We start from the raw sequence: 25,698 nt of genomic DNA, 5'->3' as shown, positions 1-25,698 counted from the left end.
TGGCCAACTTCGCCCCACAGGAGGACGATGCGACGGCATCGCACCACTTCGGGGGACGAGGGGGCCAGTCATGGCGGATCCGGCGATGAGCGTGAGCCCGTACTGGGAGTTGACCTTCGACGCGGACGGCGACCCGGACGGGGGACGGCGCGACCGGCTGCTGTCCGGTGTCGCGGAGCGCGGTGTGCGGGATCTGATCGTCTTCGCGCACGGCTGGAACAACGACCGTTCGGGCGCGACCCGGCTCTACAGCCGCTTCTTCGCGCCGATCCCGGAGCTCGCGCCCCAGGCGAAGCTCGGGTTCGTGGGGGTGGTGTGGCCGTCGATGCGGTTCTCCGACGAGCCGATCCCGGACTTCCCGCGGTCGGTGGCGGCCGAGACCACCCGGCGTCCGGCGCTGGACAAGGACACCCGGCACGCGCTGTTGGAGACCTTCCCGGGCCGGGCCACCGTCATCGACCAGATCGCGCGGATGCTGGACCAGCAGCCGCGCGAGGAGTCCGAGCTGGAGGAGTTCGGTCGGCTGGTGCGGATGCTGGTCGAGGTGGTCCCGGCAGGGCCGCAGGCGCTGTTCGGGGCGGACACCCTCGCGGAGGGCGTGCCGCAGAGCGAGCCGGACATGTTCTCCGGACCGGTGGTGGGGGTGTGCGAGGACTTCGCGCGGGGGCTCGCCGAGGTCGAGGCACCGGACGGGGTACCGGAGGGAGTGCCGGACGGAGTGACGGAGGGTTTCTCGATCCCCAACCCCTGGGACGGAGCGCACGAGTTGCTGCGGCAGGCCACGTACTACGCGATGAAGCGGCGCGCCGGGACGGTCGGTGAACGAGGGCTCGGGCGGGTGATCGGGCAGCTCGCGGCGGAGCGGCCGCAGGTGCGGGTGCATCTCGTCGGGCACAGCTTCGGCGGGCGTCTGGTGTCGTTCGCGCTGCGCGGCCTGCCCGACGGGGTGCACACCGTGAAGTCGGTGACGCTGCTCCAAGGGGCCTTCTCGCACTACGCGTTCGCGGCCCGGCTGCCGCACGACCCGCGCGCGGGAGGGGTGTTGCAGGGGCAGCAGAACCGCATCGACGGCCCCCTCGTGTGCTGCTTCTCCCGCTTCGACCAGGCCCTGAGCACCATGTACCCGCTGGCCTCGCGCATGGCCGGGGACGCGGCGAGCGCCGGGGTGGACCTCGGACGGATGCTGGGCGCCAAGTGGGGGGCGATGGGCCATGACGGGGTGCAGGCGGTGCCGGGCACGCGCGCGTGGAAGCTCGCCGACGCGCTCAGGACGACGCTGCCGACCTCCGGGTGCGTGAACGTCGACGCGGCGTCGGTGGTGAAGGACGGCGGCGCGCCGGCCGGGGCGCACAGTGACATCGTGCATCGGGAGCTGGCGCAGCTGGTGGTGGCGGCGGGCCGCATCCGCTGACCCGCCGCCACCGTCCGCTCAGCTCAGCTCACCGGTGTGAGGTGAACTCCACGACCTGCTGGTAGGTCGGCCGGTTCTGCCAGCTGATGTTGTAGTGCTTGATGCCGCCGAGGGTGCGCTGGACGATCGAGTCGGCGCACCACTGGTCGCCCGCGGAACACAGGTCGTCACCCGGGTAGACCTGGGCCGCGGTCTTGCCGGCCGCCGTCTTCAGGGTGCTGATCAGGATGTCCCGGCAGGCGCTGAGGCTGCCGCCGCCGCAGTACTTGTTCGCCAGCGGCCCCTGCACGGTCTCGCCGAGCACCGCGCGGATGTCCTTGTCGACGTAGGACCACCAGCCGTACTGGAAGGAGCTGCCCGCGTGTGCGCCGGTCGGGCCGTGTGCGGCCGACGGGGACTCGTCGACGGGCAGGTTGGCCTGGAAGGCGGTGAACAGGTCACTGCCGAGGCCGGGTTTGAACTCGCCCTCCACCAGGAGCGGCCACCACGCGTCCAGGATGCGGATCGCGTCCGCGTTGGCGTACGCCTTCGAACCCGCCGACGTCTCCGTGCGCTTGCCGCCCGCCGTGAGCCAGGTCTGGAGCTTGGTCACCGCCGCCGCGGCCGTGGAGTCGGTGACCGTGCTGCTGTTGATGACCTTCAGCAGGTCGGGCAGCACGTCCTCGGCGCGCAGGTCGGCGAGGGCCGCGTCGGCCATCGCCTTCACCAGTGCGGCCCGGGTGACGCCGCCCGCGGCGACGAGCTTCTTCACGCGGTCCTCCAGGAGGTTGCCGCGATGCACCGAGCCGTCGCCCCAGGGTGCGGTGGTGTAGTCCTTCGCCTGTTTGTTGTTCCAGGAGATGTAGTAGTCCTGGTCGATGGAGTTGGGGTGGGCCGAGGCCGCCGTGTAGTCGGCGGTGTTGGTCGTCGGGTTCCAGTTCTTCCACTCGTACGCCGACTGCGCCCACACCGGGAACTCGGCGTCCACGCCGCTCGCGCGGACCGGGTTGTCGCCGCTGTTGTAGTACGCGGTGTGCGTGGAGTCGGCGTAGAACCAGTTGAACGTGTAGTTGATGTGCTGCACCGCGCTCTGGAAGGTCTGCGGGCTCTTGACGTAGTCCGGGTCGTTCAGCATCTGGAAGCCGATGATCGAGTCGGCCTCGTGCATGTACGAGGAGCGCAGGGTGGTGTAGGCGACCTTCTTGCCGCCGACGGTCGCGCGGTACTCCACCGGGCCGTACTTGGTGCGCCAGACCCGCATGGTGTACGAGCCGGCGGCGGTGCCGTCGGCCGTGGTCGGGGCCCAGGAGTTCTTCTGTTCGATCTTCTCCATGGCCGTGCAGGTGCCGTGGTAGAGGTAGTGGTAGTCGTCCTGGCACAGCTCGACGGCGTAGCTGTCGATGATGTCCTGGCCGGAGGTGGTGGCGGACCACGCGTAGTCCTGGCCGCGACCGAGTTCGACGTACATGCTCAGGCCCGCGAAGGAGGCGCCGCGGGCGCTGATGCCCGGGCCCTGGATCTCCTGGAGCATGAGCAGCTGGGGTGCGAAGTAGCCGGTCTGCGGGCCGAAGACGGCGACCGGGTGGCCACTCGCGGTGTACTTGCCGCTCACCACGAGGGCGTTGGACATGCCGCGCTTGGCGGAGGTGAGGGCGTTCGCGGTCGCCGTGGCGGCTGCCGCCGAGGCGCTCTGGTCGCCGCCGGTGCCGGTCGGGTCGTAGACCAGCGGCTCGGTGGACACGGAGTCGGCGTCGGGCAGCGCCTCGCCCTCCGGGGCGGCGGGCTTGGTGGCGTACGGGAAGCTCTCGCCGTTGTGGACGGTGAGGACCGCCTCGGGGTCGTTGCGCTCGCGGAAGGACTCCCAGACCTCGGTGCCCTTCGTCACGCCGTACTGCTCCTGGGCGGCCATCAGCGATATCGCGTTGTTGACCTCGCCACCGCCGCCGGAGCCGAACAGGGCGCCGATGACGGAGGCCAGCGCGACCAGGTCGGTGAGCTTGAAGTGGTCGATGGTGCCGGCGTTGGTGACGGAGTCCTTGTGGCCGGTCAGCACGTACTCGCCGGGGAAGTAGCGCCCGCTGTCGGAGGCGTCGATGTAGGCGTTGATGCCGGCGAGGTAGGCGTTGGCGTCGGCGAGGGCCTGCTGGCCGCGGGTGCCGTTGTTGGCCACGGCGTTGTCGATCTGGGCCTGGAGATCGGCCTCGCTGTAGGGGGCGTTGCGCCAGAACTGCTGCTCAAGGCCCTGGTTGGAGGGGGCACCGCCCGCGAAGGTGGTCAGCTGGCCGCGTCCGACGTGGCGGAAGACGTCCATCAGCCACAGCCGGTCCTGGGCCGCCGCATAGCCGGCGCCGAACTCGGTGCCGTATCTGGTGGTACCGGTGATGTGCGGCACACCCGTCTTCTTGTCGCGGACGATCGTCACGTCGGTGCGGCCGGCCGGGCTGAGGGTGGAGGCGACTTGATCGGAGGCCACGCCGAACGAGGCGTCGTTGAAGAAGGTGTTGATGGTGGCGTTGGTGAGCGAGGAGTAGCCCTTGGCCAGGTTGGCGTAGGGGCCGAGCTGGTCCTCGGCGTGGTCGGGCTGGGAGCCGAAGGCCTGGTTGAGGAGGATCTGGGCGAGGGTGGCGTTGCCGTTCTCGCCGGGCGGCAGGATGTCGGAGCACTGGCTGCCGCAGTAGTCGTTGGCGGCCGTCGCCTCGGCTGCCGCCGCTGCTTGGCCAAGAGGGGACAAAAGACCGGCAATCAGGGCGCATACGGATGCGGTCTTCAGGAACCCGGTGAGTCTGCCGGGAGTTCTCAGTCTGTCGAGAGCGGTGCGTGAGGTGCGCCGAGGCATGGCAGCTCCTACCGACGGGGGTGGGCCGGACGTTACCGCCGGTATCCCCGGGATTGAAGATGAACATGCGTCAAGTTTTGGTACCCGATCCGGAGGCGAATGGGGGTCATCGGAAATCGGATGGAGCCAAATCGCTTGTCGATACGTCTATTCGGCGACGTCCGTTCGACGACGCCGAAGTGACCGAAGTACAGGTGCAGGTGTGACGGAGGTGCAGGGCGATGGCCGGTTTCCGGAGTCTGGCGAGACAGGTGCGAGATCCACGGTGCGATCTGGCGCTGCGACGCTACTCACTGCGCAAGTGCCTTGAGCGCTTCGCTCCGTACGGACACAGGGCGACCTGGGACCACTTGTGCTCCCGGGCGGGATTCGGTCCCGAGGACCGGTCCCCCGATCCGGCGCGGCTCGTGGCCGCGTTGGACGAACTGGAGGAGGCGCGTTCGGTCTGGCTGGCCTATGAGGTCGAGTTCGCCGAGCGACGCAAGAAGGAGAAGCACGACGGACTGCGCAGGCCGGGCAGTGTCGACGACTGGCACCGGCTGACCTGGGGCGGTTTCGGTGTCGCCTGGTGCGACGACCCGCGGCTCCACCCCCGTGAGCCGCTGGCCGACGTGCTGCGCAAACTGATCTCCGGGCTGGAGCGTGAACCGGGTTCCCTGTGCCCGGTGTGCCGCGGGGAGCGACTGGTCTGGAAGTACGACCTGGCCCACGAACCCTCCTCGGGCCCGGTCTGCACGGACTGCGGGATCGTGGTGCCGCGTCCGGTGCTGACACCCGAGGCCCTGGCGGCGTCCAGGCGTGGACGGCTGCTGGTGTCCGCCTGAGTGGTGCGACCCGGGGGTGCGCCGGGGATGCCGCACCCCCTCTTTGACGACCGTGAAGACCATGACGACCATGACGACGTGTGACGGCCGTGAGCGTTGCCCCGGGTTTTTCCACATCGGGCCGGTTGTCCACAGGTACGGCCTTCGCCGGGGGCGTTGTCGGTGCCGACTGGCACCATCGAGTCATGGTTCAGGTGTGTCTCAACGGGCCCCGAGGGGCGGCCGACGGTGCGGCGGTGCCGCTGTCGCCGGAGGCGATGGCCGAGTCCGCGGCGGCGGCGGTCGCGGCCGGGGCCACGGACGTCCATGTCCACCCCAAGACGCCCTGCGGCGGCGACACGCTGTCACCCCGGGTGCTCGCGACAACCCTGGAGGCGATACGGGCACGGGTGTCGGTCCCGGTCGGCGTCACCACGGGCGCCTGGGCGGAACCTGACCCCGCCGCCCGCCTGGAGCGGATCCGCGGCTGGACGGCGCTCCCCGACCACGCCTCGGTCAACTGGCACGAACCGGGGGCGGAGGAGCTGGCCGCCGCGCTGATCGAGCGGGGCGTGGGCGTGGAGGCCGGGATCTGGTCCGGTACGGACGCGGCGGCGCGGTTCGCGAGATCGCCGCTCGGGCCGAGGGTGCTGCGGGTGCTGGCCGAGGTGACGGACACCTCACCTGACACCGCCCAGGACACGGCCCGCGCCCTGCTGGCCGACCTCGGCACGGCACCGCACGGCCGCCCGGTGCTGCTGCACGGCGAGGACGGCGGGGCATGGCCGGTCCTGCGGCTGGCCGGACGCCTGCGTCTTGCGACCCGGATCGGCCTGGAGGACACGCTGCTGCTCCCGGACGGCGAACCGGCTTCGTCCAACGCGCAGTTGGTGGCGGCGGGGCTGGACCGGTACGGGTGGGCGAGACGCTCGTCGTGAACGGACCGGCGACGGTACCAGCCGCAAATCCCCTCGCTCCACCCCTTTCGCATACGGACAGTTGGAGGCGATGAAACACACCTGAGCACATGACCGAGGAGCCCCGATGTCGACGCTGCGCGTCACCGCCGAAGTGCTGACCGTCCACGACCACCCCAACGCCGACGCACTCGAACTGGCCCAGGTGGGCCTGTACCGGGCCGTCGTCGCCAAGGGCGCCTATCGCACCGGCGACGCGGCCGTGTACATCCCCGAGCAGTCCGTGCTGCCCGCCGGTCTGATCGAGGAGCTGGGGCTGACCGGACGACTGGCCGGTGGCAACGCGGACCGGGTCAAGGCCGTACGGCTGCGCGGTGAGCTCTCGCAGGGCATCGTCTGCCGACCCTCGGCACTCGCCGACGTCGACCTGACGCGGGCCGCCGCGGACGGCACCGACTTCGCGGAGCGGCTCGGCATCACCAAGTGGGTGCCCCCGATCCCGCCCACGATGAGCGGCGAGGTGGAGTCCGCGCCCGATCTGCTGCCCTGGGTCGACATCGAGAACATCCAGCGCTACCCGGACGTCTTCACCCCGGGGGAGCCGGTGGTCCTGACCGAGAAACTGCACGGCTCCGCCTGTCTGCTCACGTATCTCGCGGGCGAGGAGCGGGTGTACGTCTCCTCGAAGGGATTCGGCGCGAAGTCGCTGGCCCTGAAGGAGGATCCGCGGAACCTGTACTGGCGGGCGGTACAGGGCCATGGTGTCCCCGAGGTCGCGGCCCGCCTGGCCGACCGGCTCGGCGCGACCCGGGTCGGCATCTTCGCCGAGGTCTACGGCGCGGGCGTGCAGGACCTCACGTACGGCGCGGACGGCCGCCGGGACACCCTCGGTTACGCGGTCTTCGACGTCTCCGCGGAGATCGACGGCGAGGTGCGCTGGCTGGACCCGGCGGAACTCCTGGACGGGGAGCTGCCGTTGGTCCCGAGGCTCTTCGAGGGGCCGTACGACATCGAGCGGGTGTTGGAGGTGGCGAGCGGACGAGAGACGGTGTCGGGCCGCGAGCTGCACCTGAGGGAGGGGGTGGTGATCCGCCCGGCGACCGGGCGCTACAGCGAGGTCACCGGCGGCAGGGCCATAGCGAAGGCCGTGAGCCCGGCGTATCTGACCAGGAAGAATGGAACCGAGTACGAGTAGACGCACGACACAACCCGCACCCGGCGACGTCACCCCCCCGCCCCCTCAGCCGCACCGCCCCTCAGGGACGCACCGCTCCTCCTTGTCACGCCGCTTCTCCACCAGCAACCGCGACCCCGCGCCCTGCCGCTCCCCGAACACGTCATCCGGGTTGGACAGGACACACGACTCCAACGACAGACACCCGCACCCGATACAGTCCGTGAGGTGATCCCGCAGACGGTTCAACTGCTTGATCCGCTCGTCGAGTTCGGACCGCCACGCCTCCGACAACCGTGCCCAGTCCTCCCGCGTCGGCGTCCGCTCCTCCGGCAGCTCGGCGAGCGCCTCGCGAATCGTCGCCAGCGGAATGCCCACCCGCTGCGCGGCCCGTACGAAGGCGACCCGGCGCAGGGCGTCGCGGGCGTAGCGGCGCTGGTTGCCCGTGGTGCGGCGGCTGCTGATCAGACCCTTGGCCTCGTAGAAGTGCAGGGCGGAGACGGCGGCACCGCTGCGCGCGGCGAGCTGGCCGACCGTGAGCTCGTGGATCTTCTCGGGAATCTGGGGCACCCCTCGAACCCTACCCAGACTTCCGTTGACACGGCCCCCGAGGCCGACCATGCTAAGCAGTCGCTTAGAGTGAGTCTGGGACGAGGAGGCGGGACATGGCAGAGCCGAGGATCTTCACGGGCGCCGACGACCTGAAGGCGGCGGTGGGCGAGCAGCTGGGGTACACCGACTGGCTGGAGGTCGACCAGAAGCGGATCGACCTGTTCGCCGACGCCACCGGCGACCACCAGTGGATCCACATCGATCCGGAGAAGGCCGCCACCGGGCCGTTCGGCACGACCATCGCGCACGGGTACCTGACCCTCTCGCTGCTCCCGCTCTTCGGGCCGCAGCTGATCAAGGTCGAGGGCGTGAAGATGGGCGTCAACTACGGCACCAACAAGGTGCGTTTCCCCGCGCCCGTGCCGGTCGGCTCGCGCCTGCGGGGCACCGCGGTGATCACCGGGGTCGACGATGTGCCGGGCGGCGTCCAGGTGACCGTCGCCTTCAGTGTCGAGCGCGAGGGCGGCGACAAGCCGGTGTGCGTCGCCGAGTCGGTGTCGCGCTACTACCTCTGAGGGGCACCGCCCCCGCGAGCTACTTGGCTCCCACCATCCGCAGCACGAGGTCGGCGTCGAGCGCGCCGACCTCGTCGGGCGTCCAGGGGCCGTCGACGTTGAACCAGCGGGCGACGTCGATGCAGAGCGACATCACGGCGAGGGTGGTGCCCTTGACGTCCAGGACGTCGAACTCGCCGGAGGCGACCCCGTCCTCGATGATCGCCCGCACCTCGGCGTCGCACTGCCGGCGCAGGTCGAGGATCTCGGCGCGGGCGTCGGGGCCGAGGGAGTCCAGCTCGTACTGGACGACCCGGGCCGTCGTACGGCCGCCGGCGTGCCAGCGGACGAAGGAGCCGACCGCGTCGGCGAGCCGCTCGGTGGCGGTGCCCTCGCGACGGGCCGCGGTCCGCAGGATCTCCAGGGCCTTCGCGTGGCCGATCCGGCTGATGCGGTGGAGGAGCTCCTCCTTGGTCTTGTAGTGGATGTAGAGCGCGGCGGGGCTCATGCCCGCGCGGCCCGCGATGTCCCGCGTCGTCGTGGCGTGGTAGCCGCGCTCGGCGAAGGCCTCCACCGCCGCGATCAGCAGGCGCCGTGCCGCGTCGGGCGTGACCTCGCCCCACGCCGACGTCTCGCCGCCGGCCGTGTCCTCCGCCGTACTCATCGCTTGCTCGCCCCTCTCCACGTACAGAGGCACCACCATACCGCCCCAGGTGAGCGAGCGCTTAGTGCCGGTCCGGCGGATCGGGTCGGCGCAGTCCAGCAACACGGCTCAGAGCTTCTCGAACGGGTCGTGCTCGGCGAGGAGCTTCTCCAGGCGGGCCTGGTCGACGCGGCTGACGATCTGCCCGGCCTCCTGGCGGTCCCGGATGACCTTGGCGAGGGTGAAGGCGGAGGTGACGAGGTACAGGACGGCGATGGCGAGGAAGCCCCGCACCCATGCGTTGGCGTCCAGGCGGACGATGCCGATGGCGGTCGCGGCCATCGCGACGGCGAAGGACGCGACGGCCTGGCCGTAGAAGGCCGCCGTGCTCTGCTGCTTGACCGGTGTGTCGCTCATGGGGACCAGCTTCGGCGGACGCGGCGCGCACCACATCCGCCGAGATACTCAGGCCCGCAGACGCACGTACTCAGAACGCCTCAGAAGGCCGAAACCCCGGTCAGCGCCCGCCCGATGACCAGCTTCTGGATCTGGCTGGTGCCCTCGTAGAGGGTCATCACGCGGGCGTCGCGCAGCAGCTTGCCCGCCGGGTACTCGTCGATGTAGCCGTAGCCGCCGAAGACCTGGAGGGCGTTGTTGGCGGCCCGGACCGCGGCCTCCGAGGCGAAGAGCTTGGCCTTGGAGGACTCGGTGGCGAAGGGCAGGCCGCGGTCGACGAGGTCGGCGACCCGCCAGGTCAGCAACCGGGCCGCGTCGACGTCCACGGCGATGTCGCTGATCAGTTCCTGGACCAACTGGTGGCTCGCGATCGGCTTGCCGAACTGCTCGCGCTCACCGGCGTACCGCACGGCCGCGTCCAGGGCCGCCTGCGCGATGCCGACACAGCCCGCCGCGACCGACATCCGCCCCTTGGCGAGCGCCGACATGGCGACCGAGAACCCCTTGCCCTCCTCGCCCAGCAGCGCGGAGGCGGGGACGCGCACGTCCTCCAGGACCAGCTCGGCGGTGGCCTGGCCGCGCAGGCCGAGCTTGCCGTGGATGGTGCGGCGGCTCAGGCCGGGGGTGTCGGTCGGGACGAGGAAGGCGGAGACGCCCTTGTGGCCGGGGGCGTCGGTGGAGCGGGCGAACAGCAGCACCACGTCGGCCCAGGTGCCGTTGGTGATGAACATCTTGGTGCCGTTGATGACGTAGTCTCCCCCACCGTCGCGCACCGCGCGGGTGACGAGGTTCCCGGCGTCGGAGCCGGTGCCGGGCTCGGTGAGGCCGAAGCAGCCGACGTACTCCCCCGAGGTCAGCCCCGGCAGCCACTGCCGCCTCTGCTCCTCGCTCCCCCAGGCGGCGATGGTCTTGGCGACCAGGCCGAGGGAGACGGAGACGATCCCGCGCACGGAGGAGTCACCGCGGCCGAGTTCCTCGGTCACCAGGCAGTACGCCAGATGATCGCCGCCCGAGCCGCCGTACTCCTCGTCGATCGTCAGGCCCAGGAACCCGACCTCGCCCAGCTTCTTCACGATGCCCCGGTCGACCTCCTCGGCGCGGTCCCAGGCGATGACATGCGGGGCGATCTCGCGCTCCACGAAGTCGCGGGCGAGCCGCCGTACGGCCTCCTGCTCCTCGCTGAGTCCCAGGTTCACCACGAGATCACCCCACTTGAAAGGCGCATGAAAGGCGTACATTTAAATTAGCACTGCTAGTTTCTTTGTGCAGCCCTACTATGTGCGCCATGGCCCGACCGCGCAAGCCCCTCCTCAGCACCGACCGGATCGTCGAGACGGCACGGGCCCTCGTGGACGCGGAGGGCCTCGCGGCCGTGTCCACCCGGCGGCTCGCCGCCGAGCTGGGGGTCAGCGGGCCCTCGCTCTACAACCACTTCCGCACCAAGGACGAGATCCTGGAGGCCGTGGCCGACTCGGTCAGCGCCCAGGTCGACCTGTCGATGTTCGAGGACGGCCGCGACTGGCGGACCGCGCTGCACGACTGGGCCGTCTCCTACCGGTCCGCGATGCGGGACCACCCGCACATCGTTCCCGTCCTCGCCCAGGGGCCCGGCCGACGGCCCGCCGGACTGCGGGTCGCGGACGCGGTGTACGGCGCGATGGTCGACGCCGGCTGGCCGCCCGCGCAGGCCACGTCCATCGGCGCGCTGATGCGGTACTTCATCATGGGCTCCGCGCTCGGCTCCTTCGCCGGGGGATTCGTGGACGACCAGAGCGCGTACGACCCCGCCGACTATCCGCACCTCGGCCAGGCCCACCTTCTCGCCGAGCAGCAGGAGAAGATCGACGAGCGGGCCTTCGAGACCGGGCTCGCCGCGCTGCTGGACGGGTTGGCGGGGCAGTACGCGCAGGTAGAGCGGCCCGCGTAGCACGCTTCGGTGGGCGCCGAAGTGTTGGTGTCCCATGCTGGGAGGCATGACCTCCAGGGACCCCAGGAACCGCGGGAACCGCCGGGCGAGCCAGCTGGCCCGGCTCGCCGGACTCATCGCCGACGAGACGCGCGCCGCATGTCTGCTGGCGCTGCTCGACGGGCGGGCGTGGACGGCGGGTGAGCTGGCCCGGCATGCGGGTGTCGCCGCGTCGACGCTGAGCGAGCATCTGGGCAAGCTCGTCGCGGGTGGACTGCTCGCGGAGGAGCGGCAGGGGCGGCACCGGTATGTACGGCTCGCTGACGCGCGGGTGGCACAGCTGGTGGAGGAGCTGTCGGCGCAGGTGGCGCCGGAGGCGGGGGTGCGTCCGCGGACTCTGCGGGAGTCCAGCGCGAGGTCCGCGATGGCGCGGGGGCGTACCTGTTACGACCATCTTGCGGGGCGGCTCGGGATTGTGGTGACCGACGCGATGACTGAGCGTCGACTCCTGCGGCAGGACGCGGGGTTCGCTCTGACCGATGCCGGGTCGGAGTGGTTCGAGCGGGTGGGGATCGCGCTTGATCGCGGGGGGCGGCGGCCGTTGGTACGGGCTTGCCTGGACTGGACCGAGCGGCGGCCTCATCTTGCGGGCGTGGCCGGGGCGGCTCTTTGCCGACATGCGCTGGAGGCGGAGTGGTGCGTGCGGATCGGGTCGGAGCGGGCGGTGAAGGTGACAACGGAGGGAGAGCGGGCCTTGGCGAAGCTGCTGGGCATCCAGGCAACGACGTTGCGCTGAGGGCTTCTGGGGGCGCGGGGAACTGCGCGACCAGCCCCAACGGAGCCGCGGATCCTCACGGTCCGAATCCCGCCGGTCTCAGACACCGAACCTTCCTAGCCTCAGGAGCATGATGAACCACCGTCGCCCTGACCTCCTCGCCGCCGGTGCTGCCCTTGTCACCGTCCTGCTCTGGGCCTCCGCCTTCGTCTCCATCCGGAGTGCGGGGGATGTCTACTCGCCCGGTGCCCTCGCGCTCGGGCGGCTGCTCTCCGGTGTCATCGCGCTGAGCGCCCTGTGTCTCGTACGACGCGAAGGGCCCCCTCCCCGAGCCGCCTGGCCCGGCATCGGGATATCCGGGCTGCTCTGGTTCGGGGTCTACATGGTCGTCCTGAACTGGGGTGAGCAGCAGGTGGACGCCGGTACCGCCGCCCTGGTGGTGAACATCGGGCCGATCCTCATCGCGCTGCTCGGCTCACGGTTGCTCGGGGATGCCATGCCGCCGCGGCTGCTCGCCGGGATGGCGGTGTCGTTCGCGGGGGCCGTCACCGTGGGGCTGTCGATGTCGGGCGGGGGCGGTTCGTCCGTGCTCGGGGTGGTGCTGTGTCTGCTCGCCGCCGTCGCCTACGCCGGTGGGGTCGTCGCTCAGAAGCCGGCGCTCGGGGCCGCCAGCGCGTTGCAAGTCACCACGTACGGCTGTCTCGTGGGGGCCGTCGTGTGTCTGCCGTTCGCCGGGCAGCTGGTCCACCAGGTGGCCGACGCGCCCGTCTCCGCGACGCTCAACATGGTCTATCTGGGTGTCTTTCCCACCGCGCTGGCCTTCACCACCTGGGCGTACGCCCTCGCCCGTACGACCGCCAGCCGGATGGGCGCGACCACCTACGCGGTGCCCGCGCTGGTCGTGCTGATGTCCTGGGTGGCGCTCGGTGAGGTGCCGGGGCTGTTCACGCTGGCGGGCGGGGTGCTGTGTCTCGCGGGGGTCGCGGTGTCCCGGTCGCGGGCCGCGGCGGCGGTGGCGCCACGGCCCGCGAAGGTCACCGACTCAGTGTGAACGTGCCCTGCCCGCAAGGACCTTGATGGAGATCAGGGCGATGACGGAGAGGGCGATGATGTAGCCGGAGACGGCGAGGGAGGTGCCGGTCGCCTCCAGGAGCAGGACCATCAGGAAGGGCGCGAGCCCGCCGCCCGCCACGGCCGCGATCTGGTAGCCGAGGGAGGCTCCGGTGTAGCGCATCTCCGGCGTGAACAGCTCGGCGAACAGGGCGGCCTGGGGGCCGTACATGATGCTCAGGAAGCAGCTGGCGACGAAGGTGGCGACCGCGAGCCAGAGCAGTGAGCCGGTGTCGATCAGCAGGAACAGCGGGATCGCCCACGCGGCGATGCCGATCGCGCCGATGGTGTAGATCCGGATGCGGCCGTAGCGGTCGGAGAGTGCCGCCGCGGCCGGGATCAGGACGAGCTGGGTGAGGCTGACACAGAGCGAGACGGTGAGGACCGCGCTCTTCTTCATGTCGAGTTCACGGGTCGTGTAGTCGAGGACGCCGGTGATGAGGATGTAGAAGGTCGCGGTGTTCACGGCGAAGGAGCCGCCCGCGAGCAGGACCGTGCCGAGGTGGCCGCGCAGGATCGTACGCAGCGGGGAGCTCTGTTCCGACTTCTCCTTCTCGGCCAACGCCCGCTCCGCCGCACGGAATTCGGGGGTCTCCTCGACCTTGGCGTGGATGTACCAGGCCAGTGCGAGGACGAACAGGCCGATGAGGAACGGGACGCGCCAGCCCCAGGCCGCGAACCCGCTGTCCGTGGTGAACGCGCCGGCCAGCAGGAACACCGTGTTGGCGGTCACCACGCCGATGGGGACGCCGAGTTGGACGACGCTGCCGTAGATGCCGCGCTTGCCCTCGGGGGCGTACTCGGTGGCCAGCAGCATCGCGCCGCCCCACTGCGCGCCGACCGCGATGCCCTGCACGACACGGAGGGCGACCAGCAGGATCGGGGCGGCGACGCCGATCGTGTCGTACGTCGGGAGCAGGCCGATGCCGGTCGTGGCGAGGCCCATGAGCGTGAGCGCCAGGACCAGCATCGGCTTGCGGCCGCGCTTGTCGCCGAGGTGGCCGGCGACGATGCCGCCGATCGGGCGGGCCAGGAAGCCCACGGCGAAGGTCGCGAAGGAGGCGAGGACGCCGGCGGTGGAGCTGCCGGCCGGGAAGTACAGGTCGCCGAGGACCAGGGCGGCGGCTATGCCGAAGACGAAGTAGTCGTACCACTCGACGGCGGAGGCGAGGGCGGCCGCCGTGGCTACGCGGCGGCGGTTGACCGTGGGGAGGGCGGTCGTGGGGAGGGAGGGAGCGGAGGGGGCCATGTCCATGCGTGCACACTCCGATGGGTGCGGTGGGGACGTTGGCGGCGAACATACTAACCGGACGGTATGGAGGCAATGGTTGTGCGGGAAGGTTGCCCCGAGCACTCAAGGGGCTGGTGGGCACGCCTGTGACCCCGGCCTGGGTCGGGCCGGGGTCAGGGGCGTGGCGTGGTGCGGCGTGGCGTGCGTGCGTGCGTGTTAGAAGACGACCAGCGCCCTGCCGCCCTTGCCCGCGATCATGTTCTCGAACGCGGCCGGGATGCCGTCGAGGGCGATCCGTTCCGTCACCAGGGCGCCCAGGTCCAGGCGGCCCGCGCGGACGTGCTCGGCGAGCACCGGCAGGTCCTCCGCCGGGTCGGAGTTGCCGTAGACGCAGCCCGCCAGGGTCCGGCCCCAGTGGAAGATCTCCAGGGCGTTGAAGGTGACCTGCTGGTCCTTGCCGCCGATGCCGACGACCGTCGTCCGGCCGCCGCGGCGGGTGGAGTCCCAGGCGGTGCGGATGGTCGAGGCGCGGCCCACGCACTCCACCGCCACGTCCACGCCCTGCTTGCCGGTGAGGCCCCTGATCTCGCGGGCGGTGTTCTCGGAGGCGATCACATAGTCCGTGGCCCCGGCCGCGCGCGCCAACTCCTCCTTCTCCGGGGAGACATCGACCGCGACGATCTTCGACGCGCCCGCGATCCGGGCCGCCTGGAGGGTGGCCAGGCCCACTCCCCCGACGCCGTACACGGCGACCGTCTCGCCCTCCCGGACGCGTGCCGAGTGGTGGACGGCGCCGTAGCCGGTGAGTACGGCGCAGCCGAGGAGGGCCGCGTCGGTGAGCGGGACGCCGTCGGGGAGCGGCAGGACGCAGGACGCCGCGACGACCGTCTCCTCGGCGAACGCGGCGACGTTCAGGCCGGGATGGAGGTCGGTGCCGTCCGCGGTGCGGGCGTAGACGTCGGCGGCGCCGTTGAGGGCGTTGCCGCACAGCCAGACCTCACCGAGTGAGCAGGCGTGGCAACGGCCGCAGGAGGGAGCCCAGTTGAGGATGACACCGTCACCAGGCGCCACCCCCGTGACGCCCTCGCCCACGGCGACCACCGTGCCCGCGCCCTCGTGGCCGAGCACCGCGGGGACCGGGACCCGCATGGTGCCGTTGGACAGGGACAGGTCGGAATGGCAGACGCCGGCGGCGGCGAGCCGGACGCGGACCTGGCCGGGACCGGGTTCCGGGAGCTCGATGTCGGTGATCTCCAGCGGGGCGCCCACGGCGGGAAGGACTGCTGCGCGAACCATGAGGCGCTCCTCAGAACTGGAGGGACTTGGTCTGGAGGTACTCGGCGAGTCCGTGCGCGCCGAGCTCCCGGCCGACGCCGGACTGCTTGTAACCGCCGAAGGGGGCGAGGGGGTTGAAGCGGCCGCCGTTGATGTCGACCTGCCCGGTGTCCATCCGGCGGGCGAAGGCCACCGCCTCGGTCTCCTCGCCGGCCCAGACGGCACCGGCGAGGCCGTAGACCGTGCCGTTGGCGATGCGCAGGGCGTCGTCCTCGTCGTCGTAGCGGAGGATCGACAGGACCGGGCCGAAGATCTCCTCCTGGGCGATCGTCATCTCGGGGGTGACGTCGGCGAAGACGGTCGGGGCGATGAAGTAGCCCTGCTCGCGCGGGGATTCCGACCCTCCGGCGACCAGCCGGGCGCCTTCCGCGACGCCCTTGTCGATGTAACTCCGCACCCGCGCACGCTGCTTGGCGTTGACGACCGGGCCGATGCGGTCGCCGTACTTGGCGGCGGCGGTCGCGGCGAGCGCCACCGCCTCGTCGTACTGGTCGCGGTGGACGAGCATGCGGGTCCACGCGCTGCACGTCTGGCCCGAGTTGGACATCACGTTGGCGACGCCGACGTTCACGGCCTTGGCCAGATCGGCACTCGGCAGGATCACATTGGCGGACTTGCCGCCGAGTTCGAGGGCGACCTTCTTGATCGCGGCACCCGCGGTGACGGCGATCTGGCGGCCGACCGCGGTGGAGCCGGTGAAGGAGACCAGGTCGACGCCCGGGTGCTCGGCGAGGGCCTGGCCCGCGACCGGGCCGAGGCCCGTGACGAGGTTGAAGACACCGGCCGGTACGCCGGCCTCGTGGACGGCCTCGGCGAAGAGCTGGGCGACGAGCGGGGTGTCCTCGGCGGGCTTCAGGACCACCGTGCAGCCGGCCGCGAGGGCCGGGGCGACCTTGGCGACGATCTGGTGCAGCGGGTAGTTCCAGGGTGTGATCGCGCCGACCACGCCGATGGGCTCGTGGAAGACGGTGGAGTTGCCGACCTTCTCCTCGAAGGCGTGGGTCGCGGCGAGTTCGGCGTACGAGCCGGCGACCGCGATCGGGACGGCGGCGTGCACGTTCTCGGAGAACTTCAGGGGCGAGCCCAGCTCGGCGGTGACCGTCTCGGCGATCTCGTCCCTGCGGGCCAGGAGGGCGTCCCGGAGGGCGGTCAGCCGCGCGGCCCGCTCGGCGGGCGGGGTGGCCGCCCAGGCCGGGAGGACGGCACGGGCGGCCCGTACGGCGGTGTCGACGTCCTCGGCGGTACCGGCCGGGACCCGGCCGATCACCTGCTCGTCGACCGGGCTCACGACCTCGATCGTGTCCCGGCCGGCGGCGGGCCGCCATGTGCCGTCGATGTACATGCCGTCATGTGCCTTCATCGTGCGTCCTCCCGGCGGGGGCGTGACCATGTCGTCGTCCGGCACATAAACTAGCGATGTTAGTTTTCGAATGCCAGACGCTCATGTCCTCATGCCATCAGAAGCTGACCCCGGCCCGGCCGTCGACCCTCCCCACCGCCTCCTGGCCGAAGGTCTTCCCGCTCGCGTCCCGCCACTGTCCGCGGCCGTTCTGCACGGTCAGCCCGTCCGGGAAGTCCGGGGTGACCTCCTTGTCGACGAACCCCATGAACTGCCGGTCGGTGACGGCCGGGCCGCCGTCGGGGCGCTCGGTGCCGAAGAAGAGGAGGTCTCGATGCAGGGCTCGCCGCGCCGGGATTCACTCCTCCAGGTCGGGCAGGCGGGCCGGGGTCGGGCTGATGCGTTCACCGTGCTGGTCGAAGACGAAAAGGTGGGCCAGGTCGACGAGGAGGGGGACGTGCATGCCGTGGCGGAGCTGGAGGTCGGGGGTGGTGCGGACGATCAGGTCACCGGGGAGGCGACCGTCCGGGGGCACCACGGGCGCGTCGGCCACCGGCTCGTCGAGGACCACAACCGGGCCGGCGCGCAGGGCGTCGGCGCGCTGCCGGAGGCGGTCCAGGACGCCGGGGCCGCCCTCGCGGCGGCGGCGCCGGGCCGGGCGGGCCGCGGGGCGCGGGGCCTCCAGGTCGGGCACGACGGCCGGGCGGGAGCCGGTGTTGAAGTGGACGAGGTTCTCGTGGCCCTGGAACTCCACGTGCTCGACCAGACCGGTGAGCGGCATCTCGCCGGGGCGCGCGGCGGACGGCTTGGCGATGCGCACCGCCTCCGAACGCAGGCCGACGATGACCTCGCGGCCCTGCTGGACGCGGAGCAACTGGTGGTCCAGGGAGAGGGGTTCGGGCAGCCGGAGGTACTGCTTGCCGAGGCTGATGGTCATCGCGCCGTCGAGCGGGGCGCGGACCAGGCCCTGGAGGAGGTTGATCCGCGGGGTGCCGATGAAGGCGGCGACGAAGACGTTGCGGGGCAGGGCGTAGACCTCGCGCGGGCTGCCGACCTGCTGGAGGACGCCGCCGCGCAGGACGGCGACGCGGTCGCCGAGTGACATGGCCTCGGCCTGGTCGTGGGTGACGTAGACCGTGGTGACGCCCAACTCGCGTGTGAGCGCGGATATTTCGGCGCGCAGGTGGTTGCGGAGCTTGGCGTCGAGATTGGACAGCGGCTCGTCCATCAGGAACGCGGAGGGGTGGCGGGCGATGGCCCGGCCCATGGCGACACGCTGGCGTTCGCCGCCGGAGAGCTGGGCGGGGAAGCGGTCGAGGAGTTCCTCGATGCCGAGCATCCGGGCGGTGGCGTCCACGCGCGGACGCGGGTCCGCGCCGGGGGCCTCGATGCGCAGCGGGAAGCCGATGTTGTCGCGGCTGGTCATGCTCGGATACAGGGCGAAGTTCTGGAAGACCATCGCGATGTCCCGGCCCGACGGCGGGAGATCGTTGGCGTACTCGCCGTCGAGCTGGAGCTCGCCCTCGTCGATGTCCTCCAGGCCGGCGATCATCCTGAGGACGGTGGACTTGCCGCACCCGGAGGGACCGAGCAGCACGAGGAACTCACCGGGTGCGATGTCCAGCGTCAGCCGGTCCACCACCCGGGTGCCTCGCGTATAGCTCTTGCTCACGTCGTGCAGAGAGATGGCGCGTGTCATGGCAGGTGCCCCCGGGGGCTGACTGAGCGCTGTTGCTCCGTGGCCGAATGCCCCGGGCGAGTCGCACGGGGCCTATGGGTCACGGAAGTTAACGGAATGTGCGCGGCAGGGGGAAGGGAATGGGCAGGATCGGACGCCATGGTCCAGCAGGTGAGAAACCGGACGGTCATATTCAGCCCCGGGTGGCCGGACCGGAGGGGGTGGCCTCAGTGCCGGGGCGCCGTCGGTGCCGCCCGGGTTGCCGACAGGTGGGCGAAGACGACGACGTTGCCCGAGTAGCCGGTTCTGCGGTCGTAGTCGCCGCCGCAGGTGATGAGGCGCAGTTCGGGGCGGCCTCGGGAGCCGTAGACCTCCCGGTCGGGGAAGTGCGCCTTCTCGAACTCCCGTACGGCGTCGACGGTGTAGACGGCGGTCCGCCCGTCCGCTCGCCGCACCTCGATCAGACGGCCGGGTTTCAGCTCGGTCAGGCCCGCGAAGACCGCACCGCCGGTGTCGGTGTCGAGGTGGCCCACGGCCACGGCGGTCCCCTGCGCGCCGGGGGCCGGGCCGTCCTTGTACCAGCCCGCGAGGTTCGGATCGTCACCCGGCGGCGCCTCCAGACGCCGGTGCCGGTCCAGGCGCAGGTCCGTGACCGGAGCGTCGACGTCCAGATAGGGGATGAGGATGCGGGTGGCCCGGGAGGGCGGCAGGGGGCGAAGGGCCGGGGCCGGAGGGCGGCCGGGCCGCACACCGCTCGTGGACGGGGCCGGACGGCCGGGCCGTACGCCGCCACCGGCCGTGGACGGGGCCGGACGGCCGGGCCGGCCGCCACCGGTCGTGGACGGCTGGGGCGGCCGGGCCGAGTTCCCGTCCGCGGCGGGGGTCGGGCTCCGGGCGCCGGCCGGGGCGGACGGCGGGATGTGCAGGCCGGTACCCCTCGCGGGGCGCTCCTGCTGTCCCGCTCCCGCCTGCCCCGTACGTCCCTCCGCACGGGCGGCCGGGGCCCCGGCGGTGCCCGGCGCGGCGGCGTCCACCACCGTGCCGGGCACCGCAGCTCCGCCGGACTCCGCGTCGTGCGTCCAGAGCGCACCGGCCAGTACGAGACCGACCACCGCCACGACCGTCCTCGTCAGGCGGTAGACACGCGTCCGGCGCCGGGGCCCGCGCCTCGGACTAGGACGCGCCATGCGGGCGACGGCGGAGTCGCAGCCACACCGCGCCGCCGACCGCGGCCAGCCCCACCGCGGCGGCGCCGGCGACCGGCCCCATCGCCGCGTCCCGGGCGAGTCCGCCACCGCCGGCCGGCGGGCCGCCGTTGGGACCGCCCGGGCCGCCGCCCGGCCTCGTCGAGGTGGGAGTCGGCGTCGGCGACGAGCCGTCGCAGTCGACGGTGAACACCTTCTGCTTGCCCGCGCCCTGCCAGTTGTCGCCCTTCCAGACGAGCTTGTACAGCCCGTCGGACAGCGTCAGCGTCCCGGTGTGCGCGGCGCCCTGGGCGTCTGCCGTGGCGCTGCCCGCGAGGTGCCCGGTGCCCGCGTTCGGTCCGTTGCCCTGCCCGTCGATGGTGTAGGTGAAGTGTTCGAGCGCGTCGAAGTTGACGGCGTCCAGATAGAAGTCACAGACCTTCGGCTCGTTCCTGGGGTCGCCGGGGTCCGTGTCGGGGTTGTGGATCTTGACGTCGCCGTTGTCGCCGGGGGCCGCCGCGGCGGTGCCGGGTGCGCCGATCAGTACGGTGCCGGCGACGGCGAGGGCTGCGAGGGCTGCGGTACGGCCGCTGGCGCGGCGGGGACGGGCGGCGATGAGCATGCGCAATTCCTCCGAGTCTGGCGATTTTCATACGAATCGCATCGCGCCTGACTCTCTGTCATATGCGCCGCCCCAGGCGGGGTACCACGGCCCGACACTCCGTCAGGCGTCCTCCTTACGGCCCACAGCCCTTCCCGAACGGCGCAGCCCCGGCGCCGCCCCCGACGCCCCGGCCGGCTTCGCCGGAGAGCGCAGCGCGACGCCCGCCGACAGCAGCAACAGCGCCCCGAGCATCACGAACGGCGCCGCCGCGCCCACGACCCCCGCGACCAGGCCCGCCGTGGCCGGCGCGGCGACCTGGCCGAGGCGGTTGCCGGTCAGCCGCAGGGCGAGGGCCGTGGAGCGGGCGCCGTCGGGGGCCGCCTGCACGACCGTCGTCATGGACAGCGGCTGCCCGACGCCGAGGCAGAAGCCGAGCACGGCGAGCATCAGGGCGAGCGCCCACACCGGCACCGGCAGGGCGATGCCCGCGCACACCACGGCGGCCAGCAGACACGTGACGGTCAGCAGCATGGCGCGGCCCAGCAGCCGCAGGAGCGGGGTCAGCACCAGCCGGCAGGCGATGGTGGCCGCGGCACGCAGACTGAGCAGAAGGCCGATCACGGAGGGGGCGATGCCCCGGTGCTCGCCGACCACCGGCAGGTAGGCGGTGAGGATGTCGGTCGCGGAGAGGACGGCCAGGCTGATGAAGATGCCCGCCGGCACACCCCGGGTGCGCAGGATGCGCCCGACGGGCACCCGGTCGCCTTGCCGCGTAAGGGACTTCACCGCCGTACGGTCCTCGATGCGCCACAGCGAGCCGAACGCGACCGCGGCGCCCGCCCCCGCGACGAGCAGGGCGAGCGCGCTGGTGCCGGCCATGTCGTCGCCGCCGATCAGCGCGCCCGCGGCGATCGGGCCGACGAGCTGGCCGAGGGAGGCGCCGATGGTGAAGTGGCCGAAGTTGCGGTCCTGTTCGTGCGGGGCGGACTGGCGGGCGACGAGGGACTGCGCGCCGATCACGAAGCAGAGATGGCCGAGGCCCATCACCCCGCTCCAGATCGCCATCGCCCACAGGGAGTCGGCGAGTCCGCTGAGCGCGCAGCCGCCGGATATCAGGATGACCCCGACGGGCAGCAGGGGTGCGCAGCGGCCGTGGTCGGTGCGCCGGCCCAGCGGGACCGCGGCGAACAGCGGGAGCAGGGCGTAGACCCCCGCGATGATGCCGATGGCCTGTTCGTCGGCGCCCAGCGCGAGGGCCCGGTAGGAGACGGCGGGCCGGGCCATCGACACCGCCCCCTGCGCGAAGCTGAAGGCGATGACGAGGCGGAGCAGCCAGCCGCGGTTCCTACCGGGCACCATGTGCGAGTCCTCCATGGGTGGTTCAGATGATGCCGAAGAGGATGCCTGCTCCGAGGATGATCAGGCAGGTGAGGGCGGCCCACTTGACCACGAACTTGGTGTGGTCGCCGAACTCCACCTTGGCCATGCCGACCAGGACGTACACGGCCGGGACGAGCGGGCTCGACATGTGCAGCGGCTGGCCGACGAGGGAGGCGCGGGCCATCTCCAGCGGGGAGACACCATGGGCGGCGCCGGCCTCGGCGAGGACCGGCAGGACGCCGAAGTAGAAGCCGTCGTTCGACATGAAGTAGGTGAGCGGCAGGCTCAGGATGCCGGTGACGAGGGCCATGTGCGGGCCCATGCCGTCGGGGATGACGTCGACCATCCAGCGGGCCATGTGGTCGACCATGCCGGTGCCCTGGAGGACGCCGGTGAAGACGGCGGCGGCGAAGACCATGCCGGAGACGTTCAGGACGTTGTCGGCGTGGGCGGCGAGCCGGGCCTTCTGGTCGGGGATGTGCGGGAAGTTGACCGTGAGCACGAGCGCGGCGCCGAGCAGGAACAGCACCGGGATCGGCAGCCACTCCATGATCATGGAGGTGAGCAGCGTGACCGTGACCAGCGCGTTGAACCAGTACAGCTTGGGACGCAGGGTGGCGCGGTGGGGGTCGAGGACGGTGAAGCGCTCCTCGTCGTCGTCCTCGGCGTCGGTGCCGGAGCCCGAACCGCCGGAGCCCGAACCGCCGGTGACCGTCCTGCCCGTGGAACCGGAACCGGCACCCACGAGAACCGTCTCGGACTCCTTCTCCTCGACGAGCACCTCGTCCAGCGTCAGCACACCGAGGCGCTTGCGCTCCTTCAGACCCAGGAAGTACGACAGGACGAACACGCCCAGCAGGCCGACCGCGAGCGCCGGGATCATCGGGACGAAGATGTCGCTGGCGTCGAGCTTGAGCGCGGTGGCGGCACGGGCGGTCGGGCCGCCCCACGGCAGGGTGTTCATCACGCCGTTGGCCATGGCGGCGACACCGGTCATCACGACCAGGCTCATCTTCAGACGCTTGTACAGCGGGTACATCGCCGAGACGGTGATCATGAAGGTGGTCGAGCCGTCGCCGTCGAGCGAGACGATCGCGGCGAGGATCGCCGTACCGACGACGATCCTCATCGGGTCCGCCTTGGCGAACTTCAGGATCCCGCGCACGATCGGGTCGAAGAGGCCGACGTCGATCATCACACCGAAGTAGACGATCGCGAACATGAGCATCGCCGCGGTGGGGGCGAGGCTGGTGACGCCGTCGATGACGTAGTCACCGAGTTTGGCGCCCTTTCCGACGAACACACAGAACAGTGCCGGAATCAGCACGAGCGCCGCGATCGGCGACATCTTCTTCATCATGATCAGGACCAGGAAGGTCGCGATCATGGCGAAGCCGAGGATGGTCAGCATGAGTGGATACCTAACGTTCGCCCTTGAACTCCCACCAGGGCCGGCGGTGCGATGGACGTTAGGTGCCGTCAAGCGGTGTTAACAAGACGTTGACCTGCGAGCAATAAGCGCAAAACTGCAGGTCACAGCTTCGTGATCAATTCGACGGGTACGGCGTTGAGGACCGCGTTGCCTGACAGCGGGTCCAGGAGACGGCCGTCGAGCAGCTGGTTCACGTTGACGCCGGGGTCCTTGGCCGCGTGGTTCATGCGGGTTCCGGGACGGTCGTGGCCCCAGCCGTGCGGGAGGCTGACCACGCCCCGGCGCACGCTGTCGGTGATCTCGACGGGGGCGGTCACCGCTCCCCCGGCGCCCTTCACCCCGACCGCCTGTCCGTCGACGAGTCCGAGGCCGGCGGCGTCCTCGGGGTGGATGTGCAGGGTGCAGCGGTTGGTGCCGCCGGTGAGGGCGGGGACGTTGTGCATCCAGCTGTTGTTGGAGCGCAGATGGCGGCGGCCGACGAGAACCAGACCCTCCGCCCGATCGGCCATGGCCTGCCGCAGGCGCGGCAGATCGTCGGCGATCGGCTGCGGCAGCAGCTCCACCTTGCCGCTGCGGGTCTTCAGCGGCTGTGGCAGCCGGGAGGCGAGCGGTCCGAGGTCGATGCCGTGCGGATGGGCCAGCAGCTTCTCCAGGCTCAGCCCGTCCGGTCGTACGCCGAAGCCGTCGCCGTAGGGGCCGAGGCGCAGCATCATGTCGAGCCGCCGCTCGGGGCCGGAGGCGCCGGACAGCTGTCCGGCGAGTTCCTTGGCGTCACGGCCGTGCACCGGGGAGTACGTCTCCTTGACCGCCTTGCCGAGGGTCTGTCCGATGACCAGGTCGTCCACGGCGGAGGGGTCGGCGCCGTGCATGCCGGTCGCGGCGAGGACCAGCCGGGCCAGGATCTCGGTCTCGGCCATCCGGCCGGGCTCCAGCGGGACGGCGGGGCGGTTGTAGCGGACCTGGTTGCGTACGGCGAGGGTGTTGAAGGCGAAGTCGTGGTGCGGGCTCTGCGAGGGCGGGGGCGGGGGCAGGACGACGTCGGCGTGGCGCGAGGTCTCGTTGAGGTAGGGGTCGACGCTGACCATGAAGTCGAGCCCGCCGAGGGCCTTGTCGAGCCGGTCGCCGTCGGGCACCGACAGGACGGGGTTGGCGGCGACGGTGACGACCACGCGGATCGGCTCGCCCTCGGGCGTCGCGGTGTCGATCTCCTCGGCGAGCGCGGAGATCGGCAGCTCCCCCTTGGCCTCCGGGTACCGGCTCACCCGGGAGTGCCAGCGCCCCAGCGCGAAGCCGTGGCTGGGTCCGGCGGGCCGGGGTGTGCGGTCGGTGGCGGCCTGCGGGAAGAGGGCGCCGCCCGGACGGTCGAGGTTCCCCGTCAGGATGTTCAGCACGTCGACCAGCCAGCTGGCCAGCGTGCCGTGCGGGACGGTGCAGCTGCCGATGCGGGCGTAGACGGCGGCGGTGGGCGCGGCGGCGAGTTCACGGGCGAGGGTACGGATGGTGCCGGCGTCGACGTCACATGCCTCGGCGACGGCTTCGGGGGTGAAGTCCCGTACGGCGTCCCGGAGTTCGTCGAGCCCTTGGAGGTGCGGGGTCGACTCGCCCGGGTCGACGAGGTTTTCCTCGAAGAGCGTGTACGTCATCGCCGCGAGCAGCAGCGCGTCGGCGCCGGGGCGGATCGCGAGGTGGCGGTCGGCGAGCCTGGCGGTGCGGGTGCGGCGCGGGTCGATGACGGTGAGGGTGCCGCCGCGGGCCTTGAGCGCCTTGAGCTTGCCGGGGAAGTCGGGGGCGGTGCACAGACTGCCGTTGGACTCCAGCGGGTTGGCGCCGATGAGGAGCAGATGGTCGGTGTGGTCGAGGTCGGGCACCGGGATGGCGTTGGCGTCGCCGAAGAGGAGCCCGCTGGAGACGTGCTTGGGCATCTGGTCGACCGTCGAGGCGGTGAAGACGCTGCGGGTGCCGAGGCCGGCGAGCAGGACCGGCGGGTAGAGGGCGCCGGCCATGGTGTGCACGTTGGGGTTGCCCAGCACCACGCCGACGACGTTCGGACCGTAGCGCTCCACGGCCGGGCGCAGGCCGGCGGCGACCGCGTCGAAGGCCTCCTCCCAGGTGGCCTCGCGCAGCTCGCCGTCCCGGCGCACCAGCGGGGTGCGCAGCCGGTCGGGGTCGCCGTCGACGGCGCCGAAGGAGGCGCCCTTGGGGCAGATGAACCCCCGGCTGAAGACGTCGTCGCGATCGCCGCGGGCGCCGGTGACCCGGGTCCCCTCGATGGTGAGGGTCAGGCCGCAGGTGGCCTCGCACAGGGGGCAGATACGCAGGGCGGTGCGGGACACGGGTCCTCCCGGGGCAGCGGTGCCTGTCCCGGGAGAGCATACCGACCAGTAGGCATGGAGGGGAGG

General features: G+C 71.4%; 23 protein-coding genes. 8 read left to right on the top strand and 15 right to left on the bottom strand.

All coding sequences use genetic code 11. The features are described 5' to 3' along the window. The first annotated feature begins 70 nt into the window (after positions 1 to 70). Positions 71 to 1,411, top strand: coding sequence for a serine-threonine protein kinase (locus tag ACIHIX_RS19995; protein ID WP_399957684.1), 1,341 nt, complete (start codon positions 71 to 73; stop codon positions 1,409 to 1,411). Positions 1,412 to 1,439: 28 nt separating this feature from the next. Here ACIHIX_RS19995 and ACIHIX_RS19990 read toward each other — a convergent pair whose 3' ends face one another. Further along, the gene (locus tag ACIHIX_RS19990; RefSeq protein ID WP_399957681.1) at positions 1,440 to 4,226 is read right to left on the bottom strand and encodes a penicillin acylase family protein; all 2,787 of its coding nucleotides are present in this window, start codon (positions 4,224 to 4,226) and stop codon (positions 1,440 to 1,442) included. 221 nt (positions 4,227 to 4,447) lie between these two features. Between ACIHIX_RS19990 and ACIHIX_RS19985 the strand changes: the two genes are divergently transcribed. The 3 genes from ACIHIX_RS19985 to ACIHIX_RS19975 all read left to right on the top strand — a co-directional run bounded on the left by ACIHIX_RS19985 (position 4,448) and on the right by ACIHIX_RS19975 (position 7,141). Then, on the top strand, positions 4,448 to 5,050 hold the full coding sequence (locus ACIHIX_RS19985) for a hypothetical protein (RefSeq protein ID WP_399957679.1): 603 nt from the start codon (positions 4,448 to 4,450) through the stop codon (positions 5,048 to 5,050). 185 nt (positions 5,051 to 5,235) lie between these two features. Continuing rightward, positions 5,236 to 5,967: a 3-keto-5-aminohexanoate cleavage protein gene (locus ACIHIX_RS19980; protein ID WP_399957676.1), complete on the top strand. Its 732-nt coding sequence runs from the start codon at positions 5,236 to 5,238 to the stop codon at positions 5,965 to 5,967. A 106-nt stretch (positions 5,968 to 6,073) separates the two neighbouring features. Beyond that, a complete protein-coding gene (locus tag ACIHIX_RS19975; protein ID WP_399957673.1) occupies positions 6,074 to 7,141 on the top strand; it encodes an RNA ligase (ATP) in 1,068 nt (355 codons plus the stop codon). Positions 7,142 to 7,186: 45 nt separating this feature from the next. Here the strand turns inward: ACIHIX_RS19975 and soxR are convergent, their stop codons facing one another. Then, a complete protein-coding gene (gene soxR, locus ACIHIX_RS19970; RefSeq protein WP_399957671.1) occupies positions 7,187 to 7,690 on the bottom strand; it encodes a redox-sensitive transcriptional activator SoxR in 504 nt (167 codons plus the stop codon). Between the two features lie 95 nt (positions 7,691 to 7,785). Between soxR and ACIHIX_RS19965 the strand changes: the two genes are divergently transcribed. Then, on the top strand, positions 7,786 to 8,247 hold the full coding sequence (locus tag ACIHIX_RS19965) for a MaoC family dehydratase (protein ID WP_399957668.1): 462 nt from the start codon (positions 7,786 to 7,788) through the stop codon (positions 8,245 to 8,247). Positions 8,248 to 8,266: 19 nt separating this feature from the next. Here ACIHIX_RS19965 and ACIHIX_RS19960 read toward each other — a convergent pair whose 3' ends face one another. The 3 genes from ACIHIX_RS19960 to ACIHIX_RS19950 form a co-directional block, all read right to left on the bottom strand. Beyond that, on the bottom strand, positions 8,267 to 8,890 hold the full coding sequence (locus ACIHIX_RS19960; RefSeq protein ID WP_399957665.1) for a TetR/AcrR family transcriptional regulator: 624 nt from the start codon (positions 8,888 to 8,890) through the stop codon (positions 8,267 to 8,269). Positions 8,891 to 8,998: 108 nt separating this feature from the next. Beyond that, entirely contained in the window at positions 8,999 to 9,286 is a 288-nt protein-coding gene (locus ACIHIX_RS19955) for a YiaA/YiaB family inner membrane protein (RefSeq protein WP_399957662.1), read from the bottom strand. 80 nt (positions 9,287 to 9,366) lie between these two features. Beyond that, positions 9,367 to 10,521 (bottom strand): acyl-CoA dehydrogenase family protein, encoded by a 1,155-nt coding sequence (locus ACIHIX_RS19950; RefSeq protein ID WP_399958564.1) that lies wholly within the window; start codon positions 10,519 to 10,521, stop codon positions 9,367 to 9,369. 89 nt (positions 10,522 to 10,610) lie between these two features. On the opposite strand from ACIHIX_RS19950, the gene ACIHIX_RS19945 reads away from it, so the two are divergent. The 3 genes from ACIHIX_RS19945 (at position 10,611) to ACIHIX_RS19935 (ending at position 13,057) form a co-directional block, all read left to right on the top strand. After that, positions 10,611 to 11,252 (top strand): TetR/AcrR family transcriptional regulator, encoded by a 642-nt coding sequence (locus ACIHIX_RS19945; protein ID WP_399957659.1) that lies wholly within the window; start codon positions 10,611 to 10,613, stop codon positions 11,250 to 11,252. A gap of 34 nt (positions 11,253 to 11,286) precedes the next feature. Then, the gene (locus tag ACIHIX_RS19940; RefSeq protein WP_399957656.1) at positions 11,287 to 12,027 is read left to right on the top strand and encodes an ArsR/SmtB family transcription factor; all 741 of its coding nucleotides are present in this window, start codon (positions 11,287 to 11,289) and stop codon (positions 12,025 to 12,027) included. Between the two features lie 109 nt (positions 12,028 to 12,136). Further along, the gene (locus ACIHIX_RS19935) at positions 12,137 to 13,057 is read left to right on the top strand and encodes a DMT family transporter (RefSeq protein ID WP_399957654.1); all 921 of its coding nucleotides are present in this window, start codon (positions 12,137 to 12,139) and stop codon (positions 13,055 to 13,057) included. Here the strand turns inward: ACIHIX_RS19935 and ACIHIX_RS19930 are convergent. From ACIHIX_RS19930 to ACIHIX_RS19885, 10 genes are all read right to left on the bottom strand, one after another. Further along, a complete protein-coding gene (locus ACIHIX_RS19930) occupies positions 13,049 to 14,371 on the bottom strand; it encodes an MFS transporter (RefSeq protein ID WP_399957652.1) in 1,323 nt (440 codons plus the stop codon). The genes ACIHIX_RS19935 and ACIHIX_RS19930 overlap by 9 nt on opposite strands. Positions 14,372 to 14,563: 192 nt before the next feature. Next, positions 14,564 to 15,643 carry a Zn-dependent alcohol dehydrogenase gene (locus tag ACIHIX_RS19925; RefSeq protein ID WP_399957649.1) on the bottom strand — a complete coding sequence of 360 codons (1,080 nt, stop codon included), beginning with the start codon at positions 15,641 to 15,643 and terminating at the stop codon, positions 14,564 to 14,566. 10 nt (positions 15,644 to 15,653) lie between these two features. Further along, positions 15,654 to 17,042, bottom strand: a complete 1,389-nt coding sequence (locus ACIHIX_RS19920; protein ID WP_399957646.1) for an aldehyde dehydrogenase family protein — start codon at positions 17,040 to 17,042, stop codon at positions 15,654 to 15,656. 97 nt (positions 17,043 to 17,139) lie between these two features. Then, positions 17,140 to 17,289 (bottom strand): DUF3574 domain-containing protein, encoded by a 150-nt coding sequence (locus ACIHIX_RS19915; protein WP_399957643.1) that lies wholly within the window; start codon positions 17,287 to 17,289, stop codon positions 17,140 to 17,142. A 90-nt stretch (positions 17,290 to 17,379) separates the two neighbouring features. Next, positions 17,380 to 18,720, bottom strand: coding sequence for an ABC transporter ATP-binding protein (locus ACIHIX_RS19910; protein WP_399957640.1), 1,341 nt, complete (start codon positions 18,718 to 18,720; stop codon positions 17,380 to 17,382). A gap of 206 nt (positions 18,721 to 18,926) precedes the next feature. Further along, positions 18,927 to 19,817: a class F sortase gene (locus tag ACIHIX_RS19905; RefSeq protein ID WP_399957637.1), complete on the bottom strand. Its 891-nt coding sequence runs from the start codon at positions 19,815 to 19,817 to the stop codon at positions 18,927 to 18,929. A 55-nt stretch (positions 19,818 to 19,872) separates the two neighbouring features. Next, the gene (locus ACIHIX_RS19900) at positions 19,873 to 20,505 is read right to left on the bottom strand and encodes a hypothetical protein (protein ID WP_399957634.1); all 633 of its coding nucleotides are present in this window, start codon (positions 20,503 to 20,505) and stop codon (positions 19,873 to 19,875) included. A 102-nt stretch (positions 20,506 to 20,607) separates the two neighbouring features. Next, entirely contained in the window at positions 20,608 to 21,846 is a 1,239-nt protein-coding gene (locus ACIHIX_RS19895) for an MFS transporter (RefSeq protein WP_399957632.1), read from the bottom strand. 22 nt (positions 21,847 to 21,868) lie between these two features. After that, complete coding sequence (locus tag ACIHIX_RS19890) at positions 21,869 to 23,278, bottom strand: CitMHS family transporter (RefSeq protein ID WP_399957629.1); 1,410 nt, start codon at positions 23,276 to 23,278, stop codon at positions 21,869 to 21,871. Between the two features lie 122 nt (positions 23,279 to 23,400). Then, positions 23,401 to 25,632 carry a molybdopterin oxidoreductase family protein gene (locus ACIHIX_RS19885; RefSeq protein WP_399957626.1) on the bottom strand — a complete coding sequence of 744 codons (2,232 nt, stop codon included), beginning with the start codon at positions 25,630 to 25,632 and terminating at the stop codon, positions 23,401 to 23,403. Positions 25,633 to 25,698: the final 66 nt, after the last annotated feature.

The sequence above is a fragment of the Streptomyces sp. NPDC051913 genome (genome assembly GCF_044593635.1).
In the GTDB taxonomy this organism is placed as follows: Bacteria; Actinomycetota; Actinomycetes; order Streptomycetales; family Streptomycetaceae; genus Streptomyces.
Note: the sequence above shows the minus strand (reverse complement) of the source record. Positions and strands in the feature narration are given on the sequence as shown.